Source organism: Phytohabitans sp. LJ34, from assembly GCF_052068095.1.
Taxonomy (GTDB): domain Bacteria; phylum Actinomycetota; class Actinomycetes; order Mycobacteriales; family Micromonosporaceae; genus Phytohabitans.
On record NZ_JBQHDG010000012.1, the window covers coordinates 67,745 to 83,776 of the forward strand.

At 71.9% G+C, this 16,032-nt stretch carries 10 protein-coding genes; 7 read left to right on the plus strand and 3 right to left on the minus strand.

Annotated elements, in window-relative coordinates; all coding sequences use genetic code 11:
- Positions 1-105: 105 nt before the first annotated feature.
- The 7 genes from ACTMTJ_RS21850 to ACTMTJ_RS21880 all read left to right on the plus strand — a co-directional run bounded on the left by ACTMTJ_RS21850 (position 106) and on the right by ACTMTJ_RS21880 (position 12,041).
- Complete coding sequence (locus tag ACTMTJ_RS21850; RefSeq protein WP_441219393.1) at positions 106-1,473, plus strand: acyltransferase family protein; 1,368 nt, start codon at positions 106-108, stop codon at positions 1,471-1,473.
- Positions 1,470-3,338 carry a hypothetical protein gene (locus ACTMTJ_RS21855; protein ID WP_441219394.1) on the plus strand — a complete coding sequence of 623 codons (1,869 nt, stop codon included), beginning with the start codon at positions 1,470-1,472 and terminating at the stop codon, positions 3,336-3,338. Before ACTMTJ_RS21850 ends, ACTMTJ_RS21855 begins: the two co-directional genes overlap by 4 nt.
- 145 nt (positions 3,339-3,483) lie before the next feature.
- Positions 3,484-7,287 (plus strand): type I polyketide synthase, encoded by a 3,804-nt coding sequence (locus tag ACTMTJ_RS21860; RefSeq protein ID WP_441219396.1) that lies wholly within the window; start codon positions 3,484-3,486, stop codon positions 7,285-7,287.
- 17 nt (positions 7,288-7,304) lie between these two features.
- Positions 7,305-8,315, plus strand: a complete 1,011-nt coding sequence (locus tag ACTMTJ_RS21865) for a methyltransferase (RefSeq protein WP_441219397.1) — start codon at positions 7,305-7,307, stop codon at positions 8,313-8,315.
- 15 nt (positions 8,316-8,330) lie between these two features.
- Positions 8,331-10,025, plus strand: coding sequence for an AMP-binding protein (locus ACTMTJ_RS21870; protein WP_441219399.1), 1,695 nt, complete (start codon positions 8,331-8,333; stop codon positions 10,023-10,025).
- A 439-nt stretch (positions 10,026-10,464) separates the two neighbouring features.
- Entirely contained in the window at positions 10,465-11,574 is a 1,110-nt protein-coding gene (locus tag ACTMTJ_RS21875; protein WP_441219401.1) for a serine hydrolase domain-containing protein, read from the plus strand.
- A gap of 110 nt (positions 11,575-11,684) precedes the next feature.
- Positions 11,685-12,041, plus strand: a complete 357-nt coding sequence (locus ACTMTJ_RS21880; RefSeq protein ID WP_441219732.1) for a YciI family protein — start codon at positions 11,685-11,687, stop codon at positions 12,039-12,041.
- Between the two features lie 50 nt (positions 12,042-12,091).
- On the opposite strand, the gene ACTMTJ_RS21885 is transcribed toward ACTMTJ_RS21880, so the two are convergent.
- The 3 genes from ACTMTJ_RS21885 to ACTMTJ_RS21895 are packed head-to-tail and all read right to left on the minus strand — an operon-like array spanning position 12,092 to position 16,012.
- Positions 12,092-13,252 (minus strand): epoxide hydrolase family protein, encoded by a 1,161-nt coding sequence (locus ACTMTJ_RS21885; RefSeq protein WP_441219403.1) that lies wholly within the window; start codon positions 13,250-13,252, stop codon positions 12,092-12,094.
- 4 nt (positions 13,253-13,256) lie between these two features.
- Positions 13,257-14,654 carry an NAD(P)/FAD-dependent oxidoreductase gene (locus tag ACTMTJ_RS21890; protein WP_441219404.1) on the minus strand — a complete coding sequence of 466 codons (1,398 nt, stop codon included), beginning with the start codon at positions 14,652-14,654 and terminating at the stop codon, positions 13,257-13,259.
- A 2-nt stretch (positions 14,655-14,656) separates the two neighbouring features.
- Complete coding sequence (locus ACTMTJ_RS21895; RefSeq protein ID WP_441219405.1) at positions 14,657-16,012, minus strand: condensation domain-containing protein; 1,356 nt, start codon at positions 16,010-16,012, stop codon at positions 14,657-14,659.
- Positions 16,013-16,032 lie beyond the last annotated feature (20 nt).

Consider the following 16,032-nt stretch of genomic DNA (forward strand, 5'->3'; position numbering starts at 1 on the left):
ATAGGAACGCAAGCCACCGGAATCCAGCAATCTCGAAGATGAAGCCGGTGATGATCGCCTGAAAGATACTGCCTGCCACCCACCGTCCCGTGAGGGGAGCGTGTGATGACAGCAACCGAGGCGACGCACTCCGACGCCGATATTGGTACACGACAAAAGAAGCGGTACGCGCGGTACGACGGCCTTCGCGGTATCTGCGCGATTTTTGTGGTCATCTACCACATTGGGTACCAGTCCGGAATCAGCGAGCTTCCCGGACACGACGGCGTGCCGATCTTCGGCAGCCTCGTGCCCGCGTTCCGGATCTTCCTCCCACCCTTCTTCCTGCTCTCCGGCCTGCTGCTCTACCGGCCGTTCGCGCGGGCCATCATCGCGGGCACGCCGCGGCCAGCGGCCGGGCCGTTCGTCGTCGGCCGCGCGCTGCGCCTGCTGCCGGCCTTCTTCGTGCTGACGCTCGTCGTCTTGTTCACCCTCAACCGGTCCGCTGTGGACGGTGCGTGGGAGGTCATCAAGCCGTTCGTGCTGCTGCACTACTGGGCCACGCCAGACATGGCGCAGTGGTGGCCGGGCATGGAGCACACCTGGACCGTCCCGGTCGAGATGTCCTACTACGTCGCCCTGCCGATCCTGGCCTGGCTGATCCACCGCAACGCCCGCAAGGCGACCGATCCGGCCACCCGCGCCCGGCGCATCATCGTGCCGTTCTCCGTCATGGTGCTCGTGGGCGTCGCGTGGACGTTCTTCTGCTACCTGCCGTCGCAGGCCGCGCACAGCTACTACTGGGTCTTCTGGCCCCTCGGCTACGCCGGCTTCTTCGCCGCCGGCATGGTGCTCGCGACCATCTCCGCGTACCGCGACGTGACCGGCGTGGTGCCGGCCTTCCACCGCGCGGTCGCCCGGCACCCGCTGGCGTGGTGGCTCGGTGCGCTCGCCGCGCTGCTGCTGTACATCCCCAAGCCGTTCGCGCCGCAGGTCGTCGTCGGCACCTGGCCCGCGCTGACCCAACACATGATCGAGTACGTCCTGTTCTTCGCGTTCGGGGTCTTCGCGGTCGTGCCGCTGACCGTGCCCGAGGTGCGGTCGCGGTTCATGGACGTGGTGCTGACCAACCCGCCGATCCGGTACATCGGGCGCCTGTCCTACGGCGTCTATCTCTGGAACGTGCCGGTCATGTACTACTACTTCCAGTACGGCACCATCTTCGGCAGCGAGCCGCTGGGCCTCAACGACGTCCGCTCCACGCTGCCGTTCGGTGAGTTCTGGGCCTTCGTCCTCTATGTCTTCGCCGGCACCGCCCTCTTCACCGTGGCCAGCTGGTACCTGGTCGAGCGGCCCGCGCTGCGCCTGCGCCGCCTGTTCGGCGCGCCGAAGTCGGCGCTCGAGCTCGACTACGCCAAGGAGCCGGCGGGCCGGCCGGAGCCGGTCAGTCCCGCACCGGTCCACAACGAGCCGCACCGGAGCGCGGGCCGATGAAGCGACTGAAATCGGGCCTCGCCGTGGCGTTCGCCCTCGCCCTGCTCGGCCCCGCGTCCGGGTCACCCGCGTCCGCGGCACCCGCACCCGCCGGGCCCGCACCGGTGGCCGTCCGAGCCGGGACCGTAACGCTTGTCACCGGCGACAAGGTGGCGCTCGACCGCGACCGCGTCGTGGCCATCACGCCGGCCGCCGGCCGCGCGGGCATGCCGTTCCGCCAGTACCGCACGGGCGGCGAGCTGTACGTCGTGCCGGCCGACAAGACCGGGGCGGTCGCGTCGGGCCGGGTCGACCGGCGCCTCTTCGCCGTCTCCGCGCTGTCCCGCGCGGGCGTCACCGACGCGCGTACGGCCCGGCTGCCCGCCGCACCCGCCGCCCGGCAGCAGGCGGTGGCGGACGGCTTCTCGGTCACGCTGAGCTTCCTCGACCGGCGGGGCAACCCGACGCCCAACTATTTCGTCAGCCTGTTCGACGTCGCCACCGGCCAGGAGTACAGCGGGTACGACGAGTCCGGCACCGCCACGGTCACGGTGCCCGCCGGGCATTACTACCTGGAGGCCGGGGTCAGCGGCGACAGCGTCACCGACGTGGTGCCGTTCGACTTCTTCGCCGAGCCTGACGTCGCGGTGAGCGGCGACCTGGCACTCACGTTCGACAGCCGGGAGGCCAAGCCCCTCACGTTCGGGCTCGACCGGGCGGGTGCGACCGGCACGCTCGGCGTGACGCCCAGCCGCACGACCGGTGCGGGCGCCAGAGGGTCCACTGTGCACGGACCGCAGCAGGAGATCCGGGTACGCCCGTCGCGCACCACGGCCGAGGGCCAGTTCACGTTCAGCGTGGCCGCACACCTCGGCCGGCCGGACGGTAACGGCGGCTTCCTCGGTTCGCCGTACCAGTACCATCTACTGTGGAGTGCCGCCGGCGCGGTGCCGGCCGACCTGCACCGCGTCTTCCGCGACCGCGAGCTGGCCAAGGTGCGCAACGTCATCGCGGCGCAGGTGCCCGGCGCGATCGACCGCAAGCTCTACTCGGCCTACGTGCAGCCGCCGGCGACCGTCGTCGAGCTGACCTCGCCCGGTGCCGCCTTCTTCGAAGACGTGTACGAGCTGGACGCCGACAACAACCTCAACTGGCAGATCGCCGACCTGCCCCGGGCCGCCGGTGCCGCCGGCAGCGTCCGCACCGAGAAGTGGAACCTCGGACCGTTCGGGCCGGCGTTCGCCACCAGCCCGCAGCTGCCGGTGGTGTGGTGCGGCCGCTTCGGCGACCAGATGAACTTCGAGATCCCGCATTTCTCCGACCAAAACCCCGACCACTTCGGCTTCTCCCGGACGATCGCCGAGGAGATGCGGATGTTCCGCAACGGGCAGCCGCTCATTTCCCAGGACTCCGAGTTTGGCATCTTCACGGTGCCGCCGGCGACCGCCACCTATCGACTGGAAACCCGGTCCACCCGGAGCACCTCGCCATTTTCCACCGAGGTGCGCGGCGCCTGGACGTTCCGTTCCGGCCATGTGGCGGGCGGCCCGGCCAATGAGGTCGCATTGCCGATGGCGGCGCTGCGGTTCGCGCCCGCGCTCGACGAGCTCAACAGGGCGCCGGCCGGAAAGCGTTTCAAAATACCGCTCTACCTTCAGCCACAGCAGGGCGCCGTCATGGGCGAATGGGGCGGCGTGACGGTCGACGCCTCGTACGACGACGGCGTGACCTGGCACGCGGCTCCCGTGGTGAAGACCGCGACCGGCTTCACCGCTACCGTCAGCCATCCAGCGGCCACCGGATTCGTGTCGTTGCGCGCCAGTGCGACCGACACGTTGGGTAACAAGACCGAGCTGACGATTATCCACGCCTATCTATTGCGGTAGGAGTGCGAAAGTCGGCCCCGCATTCTCGAAGATGGCACGGCTTTCAGGGGCTGTGACGATGAGATGTGGTCCCGGGAATCAATTCTGACTGTCGATTTCCCGGGACCACTCGATTCGGCTGGACCCGAGAGGGGCGAGTGGCTGCATGACTTCTGTCGAAATCGATCGTGAGGAACCGATCGCGATCGTCGGGATGGGACTGCGCTTTCCCGGCGGCATCACCTCACCGCAGCAATTCTGGGACTTCATGGTCGACGGGCGCGACGCACTCCGCGAGGCGCCGTGGGAACGGTGGGACGGCTACGCGGCGATCAGCCCGGCACACGCCGCCGCCATCCGCCGCGCCATCAAGTACGGCAGCTACCTGGACGACGTGGCGGGCTTCGACGCGGAGTTCTTCGGCGTCTCACCGCGCGAGGCCGAGCTGATCGACCCCCAGCAGCGCATCACGCTCGAGGTCGCGTGGGAGGCGCTGGAGCACGCCGGCATCCGGCCCGACTCGCTCGCCGGCGGCGACACCGGCGTGTTCATGGGCGTCTGCACCGACGACTACGGCCGCCGGCTGCTGGAAGACCTGCCGCGCCTGGAGGCGTGGATGGGCATCGGCTCCTCGATGTGCGGGGTGGCCAACCGGGTGTCCTATGTGCTCGATCTGCGCGGCCCCAGCGTCGCCGTCGACACCGCCTGCTCCGCCTCGCTGGTGGCGGTACACCAGGCGTGCCAGGCGCTCCGGCTCGGCGAGACCGGCCTGGCCCTGGCCGGCGGCGTGATGCTCGTCGCCAGCCCGGCGTACCTGCTGGTGCTGGAAGCCGCCGGCGCGCTCGCTCCCGACGGGCGGTCCAAGGCGTTCGACGCGTCCGCCGACGGATACGGCCGCGGCGAGGGGTGCGGCGTGCTCGTCCTCAAGCGACTCTCCGACGCCCGCCGCGACGGCGATCACGTGCACGGGCTGATCCGGGGCAGCGCGGTCTGCCAGGACGGCCGCACCAACGGCATCATGGCGCCGAGCCAGGAGGCGCAGGAGGAGCTGGTCCGCCGGGCGTGCCGGGCAGCCGGCGTGGCACCGTCCACGCTGGACTACGTCGAGGCGCACGGCACCGGCACCGAGCTCGGCGACGGCATCGAGATCAACGCGCTTTCCGCGGTGCTCGGCACCGGCCGCCCGGCGGACGCGCCGCTCCTGGTCGGTGCGGTCAAGACCAACATCGGCCACCTGGAGGCCGCGTCCGGCGTCGCCGGGCTCGTCAAGCTGATGCTGTCCATGCGGCACGGCCAGATCCCGAAGACGCTCACCGCGACCGAGCCCAACACCGACATCGAGTGGGACCGGACCGGCCTGTCGGTGGTACGCGAGATGACGCCGTGGCCCGACCGCGACGGGCCGCGCCGCGCCGGCACCGGCAACTACGGCTACGGCGGCACGATCGCCCACGTCATCGTCGAGGAGCCCCCGGCCCGGCCGGCCGCGACACCGGGCACGGTGGGCACCGAGCGCGTGTACCCGCTGTCCAGCGCGACCCTCGACGGCGTCGCCGCCAACGCCGGCGCGCTCGCCGACTGGGTCGACCGGTCAGGCGCCGGCCTGGCCGACGTCGGCCACACCCTCGCCCACCGCCGGCAGCCGCTCAACGCCCGGGCGGCGGTCGTCGCCGCCGACCGCGACGAGCTCGTCGACGGCCTGCGCAAGCTCGCCGCCGGCACCGCCACCGCGGGCGTCGCGACCGGTGCGGTCGTCCGCGGTGCCCCCGCCGCCGCCGCGGTCTGGGTGTTCTCCGGGCACGGCGCGCAGTGGGTCGGCATGGGGCGCGAGCTCCTCGACAGCGAGCCGGCGATGGCCGCGACCATGGACGAACTGGGCCCGGTGTTCCGCGCCGAGCTTGGCTTCGACCCGCGGCAGGCGCTGCTCGAAGACGACTTCACCCAGGTCGACCGGGTACAGGCGATGACGTTCGCGGTGCAGGTCGCGCTTGCCCGGATCTGGCGGGGGTACGGGCTGCGGCCGGCGGCGATCGTCGGCCACTCGATCGGTGAGATCGCGGCCGCCGTCGCGGCGGGCATGCTCGACGTGCCGGCGGCGGCGATGCTCGTCTGCCGCCGGTCCTTGCTGCTGCGCCGGGTCGCCGGGCGCGGTGGGATGGCGATGGTCAACCTGCCGTTCGACGACGCGGTCGCCCGGCTCGCGGACGTGCCCGAGGTCGCCGCGGCGGTCGCGGCGGCGCCCACCTCCACGGTGATCAGTGGACCGGTCGCGCTGGTGTCCGAGATCGCCGATCGGTGGCGCGCCGAGGGCCTCGTCGTCCGCCGGGTCAACTCCGACGTCGCGTTCCACAGCCCGCAGATGGACGAGCTCGTCGACGACCTGCGGGCCGGCCTCGCCGACCTGGCCTGCCAGCCGGCCACCGTACCGGTCTACAACACCGCGCTGACCGACGCGCGCTCGACGGCACCCCGCGACGCCGGCTACTGGGTCACCAACCTGCGCAACCCGGTGCGCTTCCAGCACGCGATCCGTGCCGCCGCCGAAGACGGCCACCGGGTCTTCCTGGAGGTGTCGGCGCACCCGATCGTGCAGCACTCGATCGTCGACACGCTCGCCGCCGTCGGCGCGGAGAACGGCGTGGTCGCGCACACGCTGCGCCGGGAGCGGCCGCAACGGCGGACGCTGCTGGAAAACCTCGGCGCGCTGCACTGCGCCGGCGTGCCGGTCGACTGGGCGACGCTGCAACCCGACGGCGGCCTGGCCGACCTGCCGACAAGAGTGTGGCAGCACCGTCCATATTGGATCAACACGGCGCGGCCGGCGTCGGCGAACCTCGAGCACGACGCGGAAAGCCACACGCTGCTGGGCGCGCGCACCGCCGTGCAGGGCACCACTCCGGTCACGATGTGGCGCACCTTCCTCGACGACACCAACCGCCCCTACCCCGGCGGGCACGCCGTGATGGGCACGGAGGTGATCCCGGCGGCGGCGACGCTCAACACGCTGTTCCAGGCGGCCGAGAGCGCGCCGCTGCGCGAGGTCACACTGCGCGTGCCGATCGGCGTGCTGGTGCCGCACGAGATCCAGGTCGTCCGCCAGGAAGGCACGGTCCGGCTCAGCTCGCGGCTCACCACCCAGCAGGACGACCAGTCCTGGCTGACCCACGCCCACGCCGAGATCGCCGACCCGGCACCGGCCACGCCACGGGTCGACCTCGAGGCGTTGCGCGCCGAGCATCCCGAGGAGCTCGACCCCTCGTGTGTCTGGGACCGGCTGGCCGCGATCGGCGTGGTCGGGATCGGCTGGCCATGGGAGGTCGAGGCGGTGCGGCGGCACGCGTCCGGCATGCTCGCCACGGTCGTCGCCGACCCCGAGGGCGGCCGCTCGGCGGAGACCTGGGCGTCGCTCACCGACGCCGCGCTGTCGGTCGCGCCGGTCATCTTTCCCGGCGATCCGCTGCTGCGGATGCCCGGCTGGCTCACCGAGGCGGCGCTGCTCCTGCCCCCGCCGCCGCGGGCGCTGGTCGCGGTACGCCTCGTCAGCAGCACCGGCGACGACGTCGAGGTCGACGTCGACGTGCTGACCCTCGACGGCGAGCTGGCCGCCCGGTTCACCGGTGTCCGCTTCGGCGCGGTGCGCAAGGAGGTCCTCGTCGACCTGGGCCCGGAGGAGGAGCAGCCCGCGGACGAGCAGGAGTGGACCGGGCTATCCGGCCCGGAGCTGCGCGAGCACGTGCTGGCAACGGTCCGCGAGGTGGCCGCCGCCGAGGTACGGATCGCGCCCGGCGACCTCGACGTGCACCGGCCGCTGGCCGAGCTGGGCGCCGACTCGCTGATGACGGTGGCGATCCAGCTGCGGCTGGAGCGGCGGTTCCGCACTCCGGTGCCGTCGACGCTGCTCTGGAACAGGCCGACCGTCGCGGCGGTCGCCGAGTATCTGGCCGACGAGCTGACCGCCGACACCAAGTAGACAGGGGAGCGACCACCGTGCCTGAGCCCAGCCCGCACGCCCGGATGATGGCGATCCTGCACGCGCCGCTGGTCACCCAGATGGTGGTCGCCGTCGCCGAGCTCGGCATCGCCGACCTGCTCGCCGACGGGCCCCAGCCGGTCGAGGCGTTGGCCGCCAAGGCCGACGCCCGGCCGGACGCCCTGCACCGCATCCTCCGGGCGCTGGCCGGCGCCGGCGTGGTCGCCCAGCCGGCGCCCGGCGTCTACGGTCCGACCCCGGTGCTCGACACCCTCCGCACCGACACGCCGGGCTCGCTGCACGCGTGGGCCCGGCTGTGGGGCCTGCCGGAACGGCAGGCGGCGATCACCGAGCTGGTGCGCTCCGTGCGCGACGAACGGCCGCCGTTCGAGCAGATCCACGGCCGCGGCTGGTGGGCACACCTGGACGAGCGGCCGGAGCAGGCGGCCGTCTTCCGCGACGCGATGGGCGACCTTTCGCGCGAGCTGCACGCGCGGGCGCTCGCCGCTTACGACTTCTCCGGCGTACACCGGATCTGCGACGTCGGCGGCGGCACCGGCGACCTGGTGGCCGCACTGCTGCGGTCCTACCCGGGGCTGACGGCCGTGGTCTTCGATCAGCCGGCGGTCGTGGAGCACGCCGCCGCGGTCTTGGAGCGCGCCGGTGTCGCCGACCGCGCCACCGTCGCCGGCGGCGACTTCTTCGAGGCCGTGCCGGCCGGCGCCGACGCGTACCTGCTGTCGATGATCCTCCACGACTGGACCGACGAGCAGGCGGTCACCGTGCTCGCCAACGTGCGCCGGGTGATCCTCCACAGTGGACGGTTGTTCGTCGTCGACGCCGTCATCCCCGAAGACGACCGCCCGCACGACGGCAAGCTGCGCGACATCATCATGCTCGCCCTGCACCCCGGCCGCGAACGCACCGAACGCGAGTTCGCCGCGGTGTTCGAACGCGCCGGCTTCCGCCTCGCCGGGACGCACGCGGTCTCCGGCTCCACCGGCCTGCTAGTCGCCGTCCCCGTGTAGGACCCAGGAGGAGCGATGACCATAGAGCACGAACGGCACGTCACGCGCCAGCGCTGGAACACCGTGCCCTACCCGCGCGCCACCGCCGAGCGCTACCGCGCCGAGGGCCTGTGGCGGCCGCGCACGATCCCGGCGGAGCTGCGTGAGGTGGCGCGCACCCACCCCGGCCGCACCGCCGTGGTCACGCCCAGCGCCCGTCTCACGTACGCCGAGCTCGACCAGCGGTCCGACGCGATCGCGGCCGGCCTGTGCGAGGCGGGTCTGCGGCCGGGCGAGACGGTGATCCTCCAGATCACCAACAGCGCGCTCGCGGTCGCCACCTGGTACGGCCTGCTCAAGGCCGGCCTGATCCCGGTCTGCACACTCGCGATCCACCGCCGTCACGAGATCGAGGAGATCGCCCGGCAAACCCGCGCCTCCGCCCACCTCGTGCAGGCCGACCTGCGCGGCTTCGACCTCGTCGCGTTCGCCGGCGAGATCCGCCGCCTGGTGCCGACCATCCGGCTGCTCGCGACGATCGGGGCCAAGGAGGCCACCGCGGAAGCGGTGCGGATCGAAGACCTGGCCGACCGCCCGCTCACACCGGCCGACACGGGACAGCTGGCGGCGATCGACGCGGCGGCCGACCTCGACGCGCCGGCCGTGTTCCAGCTTTCCGGCGGTACCACCGGTGTGCCCAAGGTGATACCGCGACTGCACCCGGAGTACTGGTACAACGCCGTCGCCACCGCCCGCTGGTGGCGCCTCACCGCCGACGACCGGCTCGGGTTCGGCCTGCCCCTGGTGCACAACGCCGGCCTCACCAACGCCATGCACGCCGCCCATGCGGTGGGCGCCGCGCTGCTGCTCGCCACGCCGGTCGCCGACGACCTGCTGGCGCTGATGGACGACGAGCGGGCCACCTGGTTCATGAGCCCGCCGGGCCTGATGAACGACTACCTCCGGCACACGCGCTTCGACGGCGCGTTCGCCAGCGTCCGTACCTGCGTGCTGACCGCGGCCAAGGTGTCGCGCGACCTGTTCGACGCGATCGAGGCGCGCGGCGTGCGGGTCACCCAGGCGTTCGGGATGACCGAGGGCCTGTTTCTCTTCACCCCACCCGACGCCTCGCGCGAGCTCCGCGCCACCACCGTCGGCGTGCCGATCAGCCCCCTGGACGAAGTCTGCGTGCTGGAGCCGGGCACGCTGCGGCCGACCCCGCCCGGCGAGGTGGGCGAGCTGTGCGCCCGCGGCCCCTACACCGTGCCCGGCTATCTCGACTCGGCCCAGGGCAACCTGCGGGCTTTCACGCCCGACGGCTTCTACCGCAGCGGCGACCTCGTGCGCGGCCACCAGCTGGACGGACTGACCGCGTACTCCATCGAGGGCCGGGTCAAGGACCTCATCAACCGCGGCGGCGAGAAGGTCAACGCCGAGGAGGTGGAGCGCATCCTGCTCGACCACCCGGCGATCACCGACGCCGCGCTGGTCGCCATGCCCGACGAGCGGCTCGGCGAGCGCGCCTGCGCCTACCTGGTGTGCACGCCCGGCATGCCCGCGCCGGCGCTGGAAGACCTCCGCGACTACCTGGAGTCGTTCGGGCTGGCCCGCTACAAGTGGCCAGAACGCATCGAGATCGTGGACGCGCTGCCCCGTACGGCGATCGGCAAGATCTACAAGCAGTCGCTACGCGAAGACATCGCCCGCCGCCTCGGCGTCGCCCCCGCCTGACCCACGACCCCGGCCCTCGTCGCCGATCGCCCCCGCCGGGCCGCCGCCGCATCACCGGAGAGTAGATCCAGAGCCAGGTTTCCCGGGTTCGCGTCAGCCGCGGGCCGCTGCTCCCGCCGGAGACCGCTGCGGCCGGCGGCTCGCCAGGGCTCGCCGAGACCCCCGGCCTCCGCTGCCAGGCCCGCGCCGCAAGCCCCACGCCCGTCCGTTTGTGGCCCTTGGTTTGCGTGAAGGATCCGGGCCGGCTGCGGCTGGTCTGTCGGGAAGGCTGTCGAGCTGCGCGCACCACCGCGCGCCATCCCCTGCTGGCGGGGCGCGAGTCACCCCTCCCGGGTGAGACGGACTTGTCCAGATCGCGTTTAATGTCGAGATGTCGGCCGCGGCTCCGACTGCCAATGAGAGGGGCACGCCGCGAGTGCCATGGCGAAGGGGGTTACCGGTGAAGGATCTTCAGACACGCGTGCGAGCGGTGGTCGACGAGATGGTCGCCGCCGGGGCCGAAGACGGTGTGCAGGTGGCCGTCTACCGCCACGGCGAGCCCGTGGTCGACGTGGTCGCCGGCGAGGCCGACCAGGGGCGCCCGGTCGCGCCGGACACGCTGTTCTACTCGGCGTCGACGGGCAAGGCGGTCGCGTCGACGGTGGCACACGTGCTGGTCGACGACGGCGTGTTCGACTACGACACGCGGGTGGCCGAGATCTGGCCCGAGTTCGGCGCGCGTGGCAAGGACGGGGTGCGGATCAGGCATGTCCTGACCCACTCGAGCGGGGTGCCGGCGGTGCCCGCGGACACCAGGGTCGCGGACCTCGTCGACTGGGACGGGATGTGCCGGGCGATCGCCGACGCCGAGCCGTGGTGGCCGCCGGGTGAGCGGGTGGGCTATCACGCCGCCACCTTCGGATACCTGATCGGCGAGATCGTGCGCCGCGCCACCGGCAAGCCGATCTCCAGGGTCCTCGCCGAGCGGGTCGCGGGGCCGATCGGGATGGGCGACGAGCTGTTCTTCGGGGTGCCGAGCGACCGGCTCGACCGGGTGGCCCGGCTGAACGACGACCCCGCCGGGAAGGCGGCGTTCGCCTCGCTGCCGCCGGAGTTCCCACTCTTCAAGGCGGTGCCGCCGGCGATCGTCCCGGACGCCGACTTCGGCAACCGGACGGACGTGCTGACCACGGACCTGCCGTTCCAGGGCACGATGAGCGCCCGCGCGCTCGCCCGGATGTACGCGGCGCTGGTCGGCGAGGTGGACGGCACGCGCCTACTCTCCGCGCAGCGCCTCAAGGAGGTCACGGAGTTCGCCACGGCGGGCTTCGCCGACGAGATGACGCCGGGCGCGTCGGCCTGGGCCATGGGCTACTGCGTGGGGTGGCCGGGCACGTCGGACGCGGGCGCACGGCCGACGATCTTCGGGATGGTGGGCATCGGGGGGAGTGCCGGGTTCGCCGACCGGGAGACCGGTGTGGCCGTCGCGGTGACGAAGAACCGCTTCAACCCGATCGAGATGAACGTCGTGCAACGGGTGGCGGAACTGGCCGACGAGACGTTTGCCTGATCGGCGAAAGCACGGCCCGCGGATGGCAAAATTCGCGGCGCGGCTCCGACTGCACTATGAAGGGTGCCGATACGGCACACGACGTCCGAAGGAGTCTGCCCGTGAAGTACATGCTGCTGATCCACGCCAACCCCGAGACGATCATGGGGCGGTCCGAGGAAGAGACCATGAAGGTCTACGCCGAGATCGACGCGATCACCTCGGAGCTGTCCAAGTCTGGCGAGCTGATCGGCGGTGAGGCGCTGGCCGACGTCTCGCAGTCGAAGGTCGTCCGCGCTCCGGGTGGCGTGCCGGTTACCACCGACGGGCCGTTCGTCGAGGCGAAGGAGCACCTCGCGGGCTACCTGATCGTCGAGACCGAGAGCGTGGAGCGCGCCATCGAGATCGCGGCCCGGTGGCCCGACGCCCGCGAGGGTGGCGCGATGGAGGTTCGCCCGATCATGGACACCGGCGGCACCGAGATGTGACATGGCGCGGGCCGGGCCCCATGGCCCGGCCCGCGTCTGGTTCCCCACGGTCAGTCGGGAAGTCCGCGTACGAACGTCCGCAGGTCTCCGACGAGCAGCTGCGGCTGCTCCAGCGCGGGGAAGTGCCCGCCCCGGTCGAACTCGGTCCAGTGCGCCAGCGTGGGCAGGATGCCTTCGGCAAAGCGCTTCACCGGCCGCACCGCGTCTTCCGGGAAGGCGGCCACGCCGACCGGCATCGCCAGCGGCCACGGCCCGCCCCAGGTGCGGGCGAAGTCGGCGTCGAGGTGCGTCGACTCGTAGTAGAGCTGTGCGCTCGACCCCGCGGTGGCGGTCAGCCAGAAGATCGTGACCGTGGTGAGCATGTGGTCGCGGGCGATGGCGTCTTCCGGAGTCTTGTCGGCGGCCGACCACTCCTTGAACTTTTCGACGATCCACGCGAGCTGTCCGACCGGCGAGTCGGTGAGCCCGTAGGAGAGGGTCTGCGGCCGGGTCGACTGGATCTTCTGCCAGCCCATGCCGTCCTGCTGGAACTCCATCGCGAAGCCGAGCTTGGCCTGGTCGGCCGGGTCCAGCTCACCGAACGCGGTGAAGTCGGGCGGCGGAAACGTCACGCACATGTTGATGTGTACGCCACGGACGTGTTCCGGGTCGGCGAGGCCGACGCGCAGCGAGATCGGGCTGCCCCAGTCTCCGCCCTGCGCGACGTAGCGGTCGTAGCCCAGCGAGGCCATCAGCGACGTCCACGCGCGGGCCACCCGCTCGGTGTCCCAACCCACCTGCCGGGTCGGTCCGGAGAACCCGTAGCCCGGGATGGTGGGCACGACCACGTGGAACGCGTCGGCCTCCTCGCCGCCGTGCGCCACCGGGTCGGTCAGCGCGTCGAGGATGTCGACGAACTCGAAGCCGGTGCTCGGCCAGCCGTGCGTGAGCAGCAGCGGCGTCGCACCGGCCACGCGCGACCGGACGTGCAGGAAGTGCACGCCCACGCCGTCGATCTCGGTGAAGAACTGCGGGATCCGGTTGAGCCGCCGCTGGGTGGCCGGCCAGTCGTAGCCGGTGCGCCAGTAGTCGGCCAGATCGCGCAGGTAGCCGACCGGCACGCCGCGGCTCCAGCCCGTGTCCGGGATCTCGTCCGGCCACCGGGTGGCGGCGATCCGCCGGTGCAGCTCGTCGATGTCGGACGGTGGGATGTCGATCTGGAAGGGGCGCATCGTCCTACCTCTCGGGTCGTGGCGGGCTGGCCGGTGCGGCCGCAAGGGAGTCCGCGGTGGGCGGTGTGGGGCGGCCGGCCTTCCGTAGTACCCGGACGATCCGGTCCGGGCGCAGCAGGGAGGTCGGCTCGTCGATCAGCCCGGCCACCCGGATGAACGCGTTGGTGAGCTCGGCGTCGTGCACCGCCGCCCGCTGGTAGCGGGCGACGTAGGCGTTGATCGTGCGCACCTTGGCGGTACGCCGGCCCTCCACGCCGGGGTAGCCGAGGTCGGCGCTGGCCGAGAAGTCCCACGGCGAGTCGATCTCGGCGGCGATGAGCCGGAAGAACTCCCGCCAGTCCGGGATCGTGCCGCGCCCCAGCAGGTCGCCCAGCACCAGCGACTCGGCCGCGGCCACGGTCATGCCCTGCGCGTAGATCGGGTTGAAGCTGCACACCGCGTCGCCGAGCACGAGGTAGCGCGCCGGAAAGCGGGTCAGGCGCTCGTAGCGGCGGCGGACGCTGGCCGGGTAGCGGAACATCACCGGGTCGTCGAGCGGCTCGCAGTCGGCGAGCACCTTGGCGATCTCGGGCACCGGGATCGAGCGTACGAACTCCAGGAAGCCCTCCGGATCGGTCGGCGGGTGGTCGCCGAGGATGCCGGTGAGCGACAGCTCCAGCCGGTTGTCGTCGCCCGGCAGGCGGTAGAAGAACGCGCCGCGCGGGTGCGACGGGGTGGCCGCCGGGATGATCGCCAGGTCGCTGCCGAACGGGTCGTACGGCGCCTGGTAGTGCCGGGTCGTGTAGGCGAGGTCGATCTTCACGCGGTCTTCGGCGGGCCGTTCGTAGCCCAGCTCCGCCAGCCACGCCGGGGTACGCGAGCCCCGCCCGGTGGCGTCGATGACGAGATCGGCCTCGATCACCTCGGGGGTGCTGCCGGGCGTCTGCTCCTGGACCAGCGCGCCGGTCACCGTGGCGCCCTCGCCGGTGGTGACCAGGCGCAGGATGTCGCGGCTCTGCATGAACCGCACGTTGGGGATCGCCTGCACGCGCTTGCGCAGGTGGTACTCCAGCACCGGCCGGGTCGCGGGCACCGAGAGCAGCCCCGACGTCGACGGCTTGAGCCGCCGCCCGCCGAAGATCCACTGGATGTCGCCGTTGAAGTCGCCCGGCTTGACACCGGCCCGCACGAGGTCGTCCATCAGGCCGGGAAACTGCCGCTCGAAGATCTGCTGCCCCTTGGCGACGAGGCCGTGCGCGTGCCGGCCGTGCGGCACGCCCCGGCGGTACGTCGGGTTGTCGACCACCTCGTCGCGGTCGACCAGGAGCACCTCGCCGAACGCGGCGGACAGCGGCTTCGCGGCGAGCAGCGCCCCGAGGCTCGCACCGAGGACGACCACGCGGTCGCCAACCTTCGCCGGCACGGTCACCACCCCACATCCACAGTGGACAGCTGCGCGTCCGGCCGGGACAGCAGCGTCGACAGCAGCGTCAGGTAGCGCTCGACGAACACGTCGACGGTCTTCTGCTCGAAGAGATGGGCGCTGAACCCGAGCGCGCCGACGATGTCGTCGGACGGCCCGAGGTGCAGCGACCACAGCATCCCGTCGGGCATGTCCGAGCCGACCGGCTGGGAGATGACCCGGCGCCAGATCGCCGTGTACTCGAGGTCGCCGACCCGCTCCCGCTCCATCACGAACGGCGGCTGGATGACCTGGAAGAGACACGGCGCGACGCCGGGCGCGACCGACGCCATCAGCTCGGGCGCCTCTTGCAGCACGTGCAGCAGCGGTACCTCGTGCGAGTACGCGCCGAGGCAGGTGGCCCGGGTACGCGCGACGACGTCGCGGAAGGTGGCGGCGCCGGACAGGTCGGTGCGCAGCGGCACGAAGTTGAAGAACGAGCCGACCGTCTCCTGGAACCGGCCGTGTCCCCGGCCCGGCGTGAACGTCGGCACGGTCACGTCGTCGCTGCCGGTCCAGCGGCTCGCCATCACGTAGAACGCCGCGAGCAGCACCATGAACGGCGAGGTGTGCGTGTCGGCCGCGAGCGCGGTGGTCGCCGAACGCAGTTGGGCGTCCGTCACGAAGCGCTGCCACGTGGTGGTCGGCGTCGTGTCCGGGTCCGGGGTCCGGTCTACCGGGATCACCATGATCCGGGCGCCGGCGAGCTTGTCCCGCCAGTACGCGCGGGCCGCCTCGAGCCGCGGGCTTTCCGCCTCCGCGTGCTGGGTGGCGATGTACTCGCGGTACTGCGGCGCGGTGGACGGTGCGGGCTCCCGGCCGGCCGCCCGCTCGGCGTAGCAGTGCGCCAGATCGCGGAGGATCACCTGCATCGACCAGGCGTCGGCGGCCGAGTGGTGGGTGGTGAGGATCAGCACGGAGTCCGTCTCGTCGAAGCGGCCCAGCGTGACGCGCAGCAGCGGCAGGTCGTGCACGGCGAGCGTGCCGGCCTCGATCTCGTTGATCAGCTCCTCGGCCCGGCGGTCCCGGTCGGCCGGGTCCACACCGGACAGATCCCGCACCTCGACCGCGGGCGGCGCGGGGTCGAGCACCCGCTGCCCGTGCTCACCGCCACGCAGCACCGAGGTGCGCAGGGCCTCGTGCCGCCCGACCACGTCCGCCAGCGCCCGGCCGAGCGCGTCGACGTCGACCCGCCCGTGTACCCGCCAGCCTTCGCCGATCAGGTAGTGCGGTCCGAAAGGGCCAGTGGCGTCACCGGTGTCGAACAGCAACAGGAACTCCTGTTGCAGGGAGAGCGGAAGGTCGTGCGAGGTGGTCATGCTGCGCTCCTCATGGGTTG

Bases quoted from the DNA above. Each gene is read 5' to 3' on its own strand.
- ACTMTJ_RS21880 (WP_441219732.1), top strand. From the start codon at position 11,685: ATGCTGCTGATCCACGCCAACCCCGAGACGATCATGGGGCGGTCCGAG.
- ACTMTJ_RS21870 (WP_441219399.1), top strand. From the start codon at position 8,331: ATGACCATAGAGCACGAACGGCACGTCACGCGCCAGCGCTGGAACACC.
- ACTMTJ_RS21855 (WP_441219394.1), top strand. From the start codon at position 1,470: ATGAAGCGACTGAAATCGGGCCTCGCCGTGGCGTTCGCCCTCGCCCTG.
- ACTMTJ_RS21895 (WP_441219405.1), bottom strand. From the start codon at position 16,012: ATGACCACCTCGCACGACCTTCCGCTCTCCCTGCAACAGGAGTTCCTG.
- ACTMTJ_RS21885 (WP_441219403.1), bottom strand. From the start codon at position 13,252: ATGCGCCCCTTCCAGATCGACATCCCACCGTCCGACATCGACGAGCTG.
- ACTMTJ_RS21860 (WP_441219396.1), top strand. From the start codon at position 3,484: ATGACTTCTGTCGAAATCGATCGTGAGGAACCGATCGCGATCGTCGGG.
- ACTMTJ_RS21850 (WP_441219393.1), top strand. From the start codon at position 106: ATGACAGCAACCGAGGCGACGCACTCCGACGCCGATATTGGTACACGA.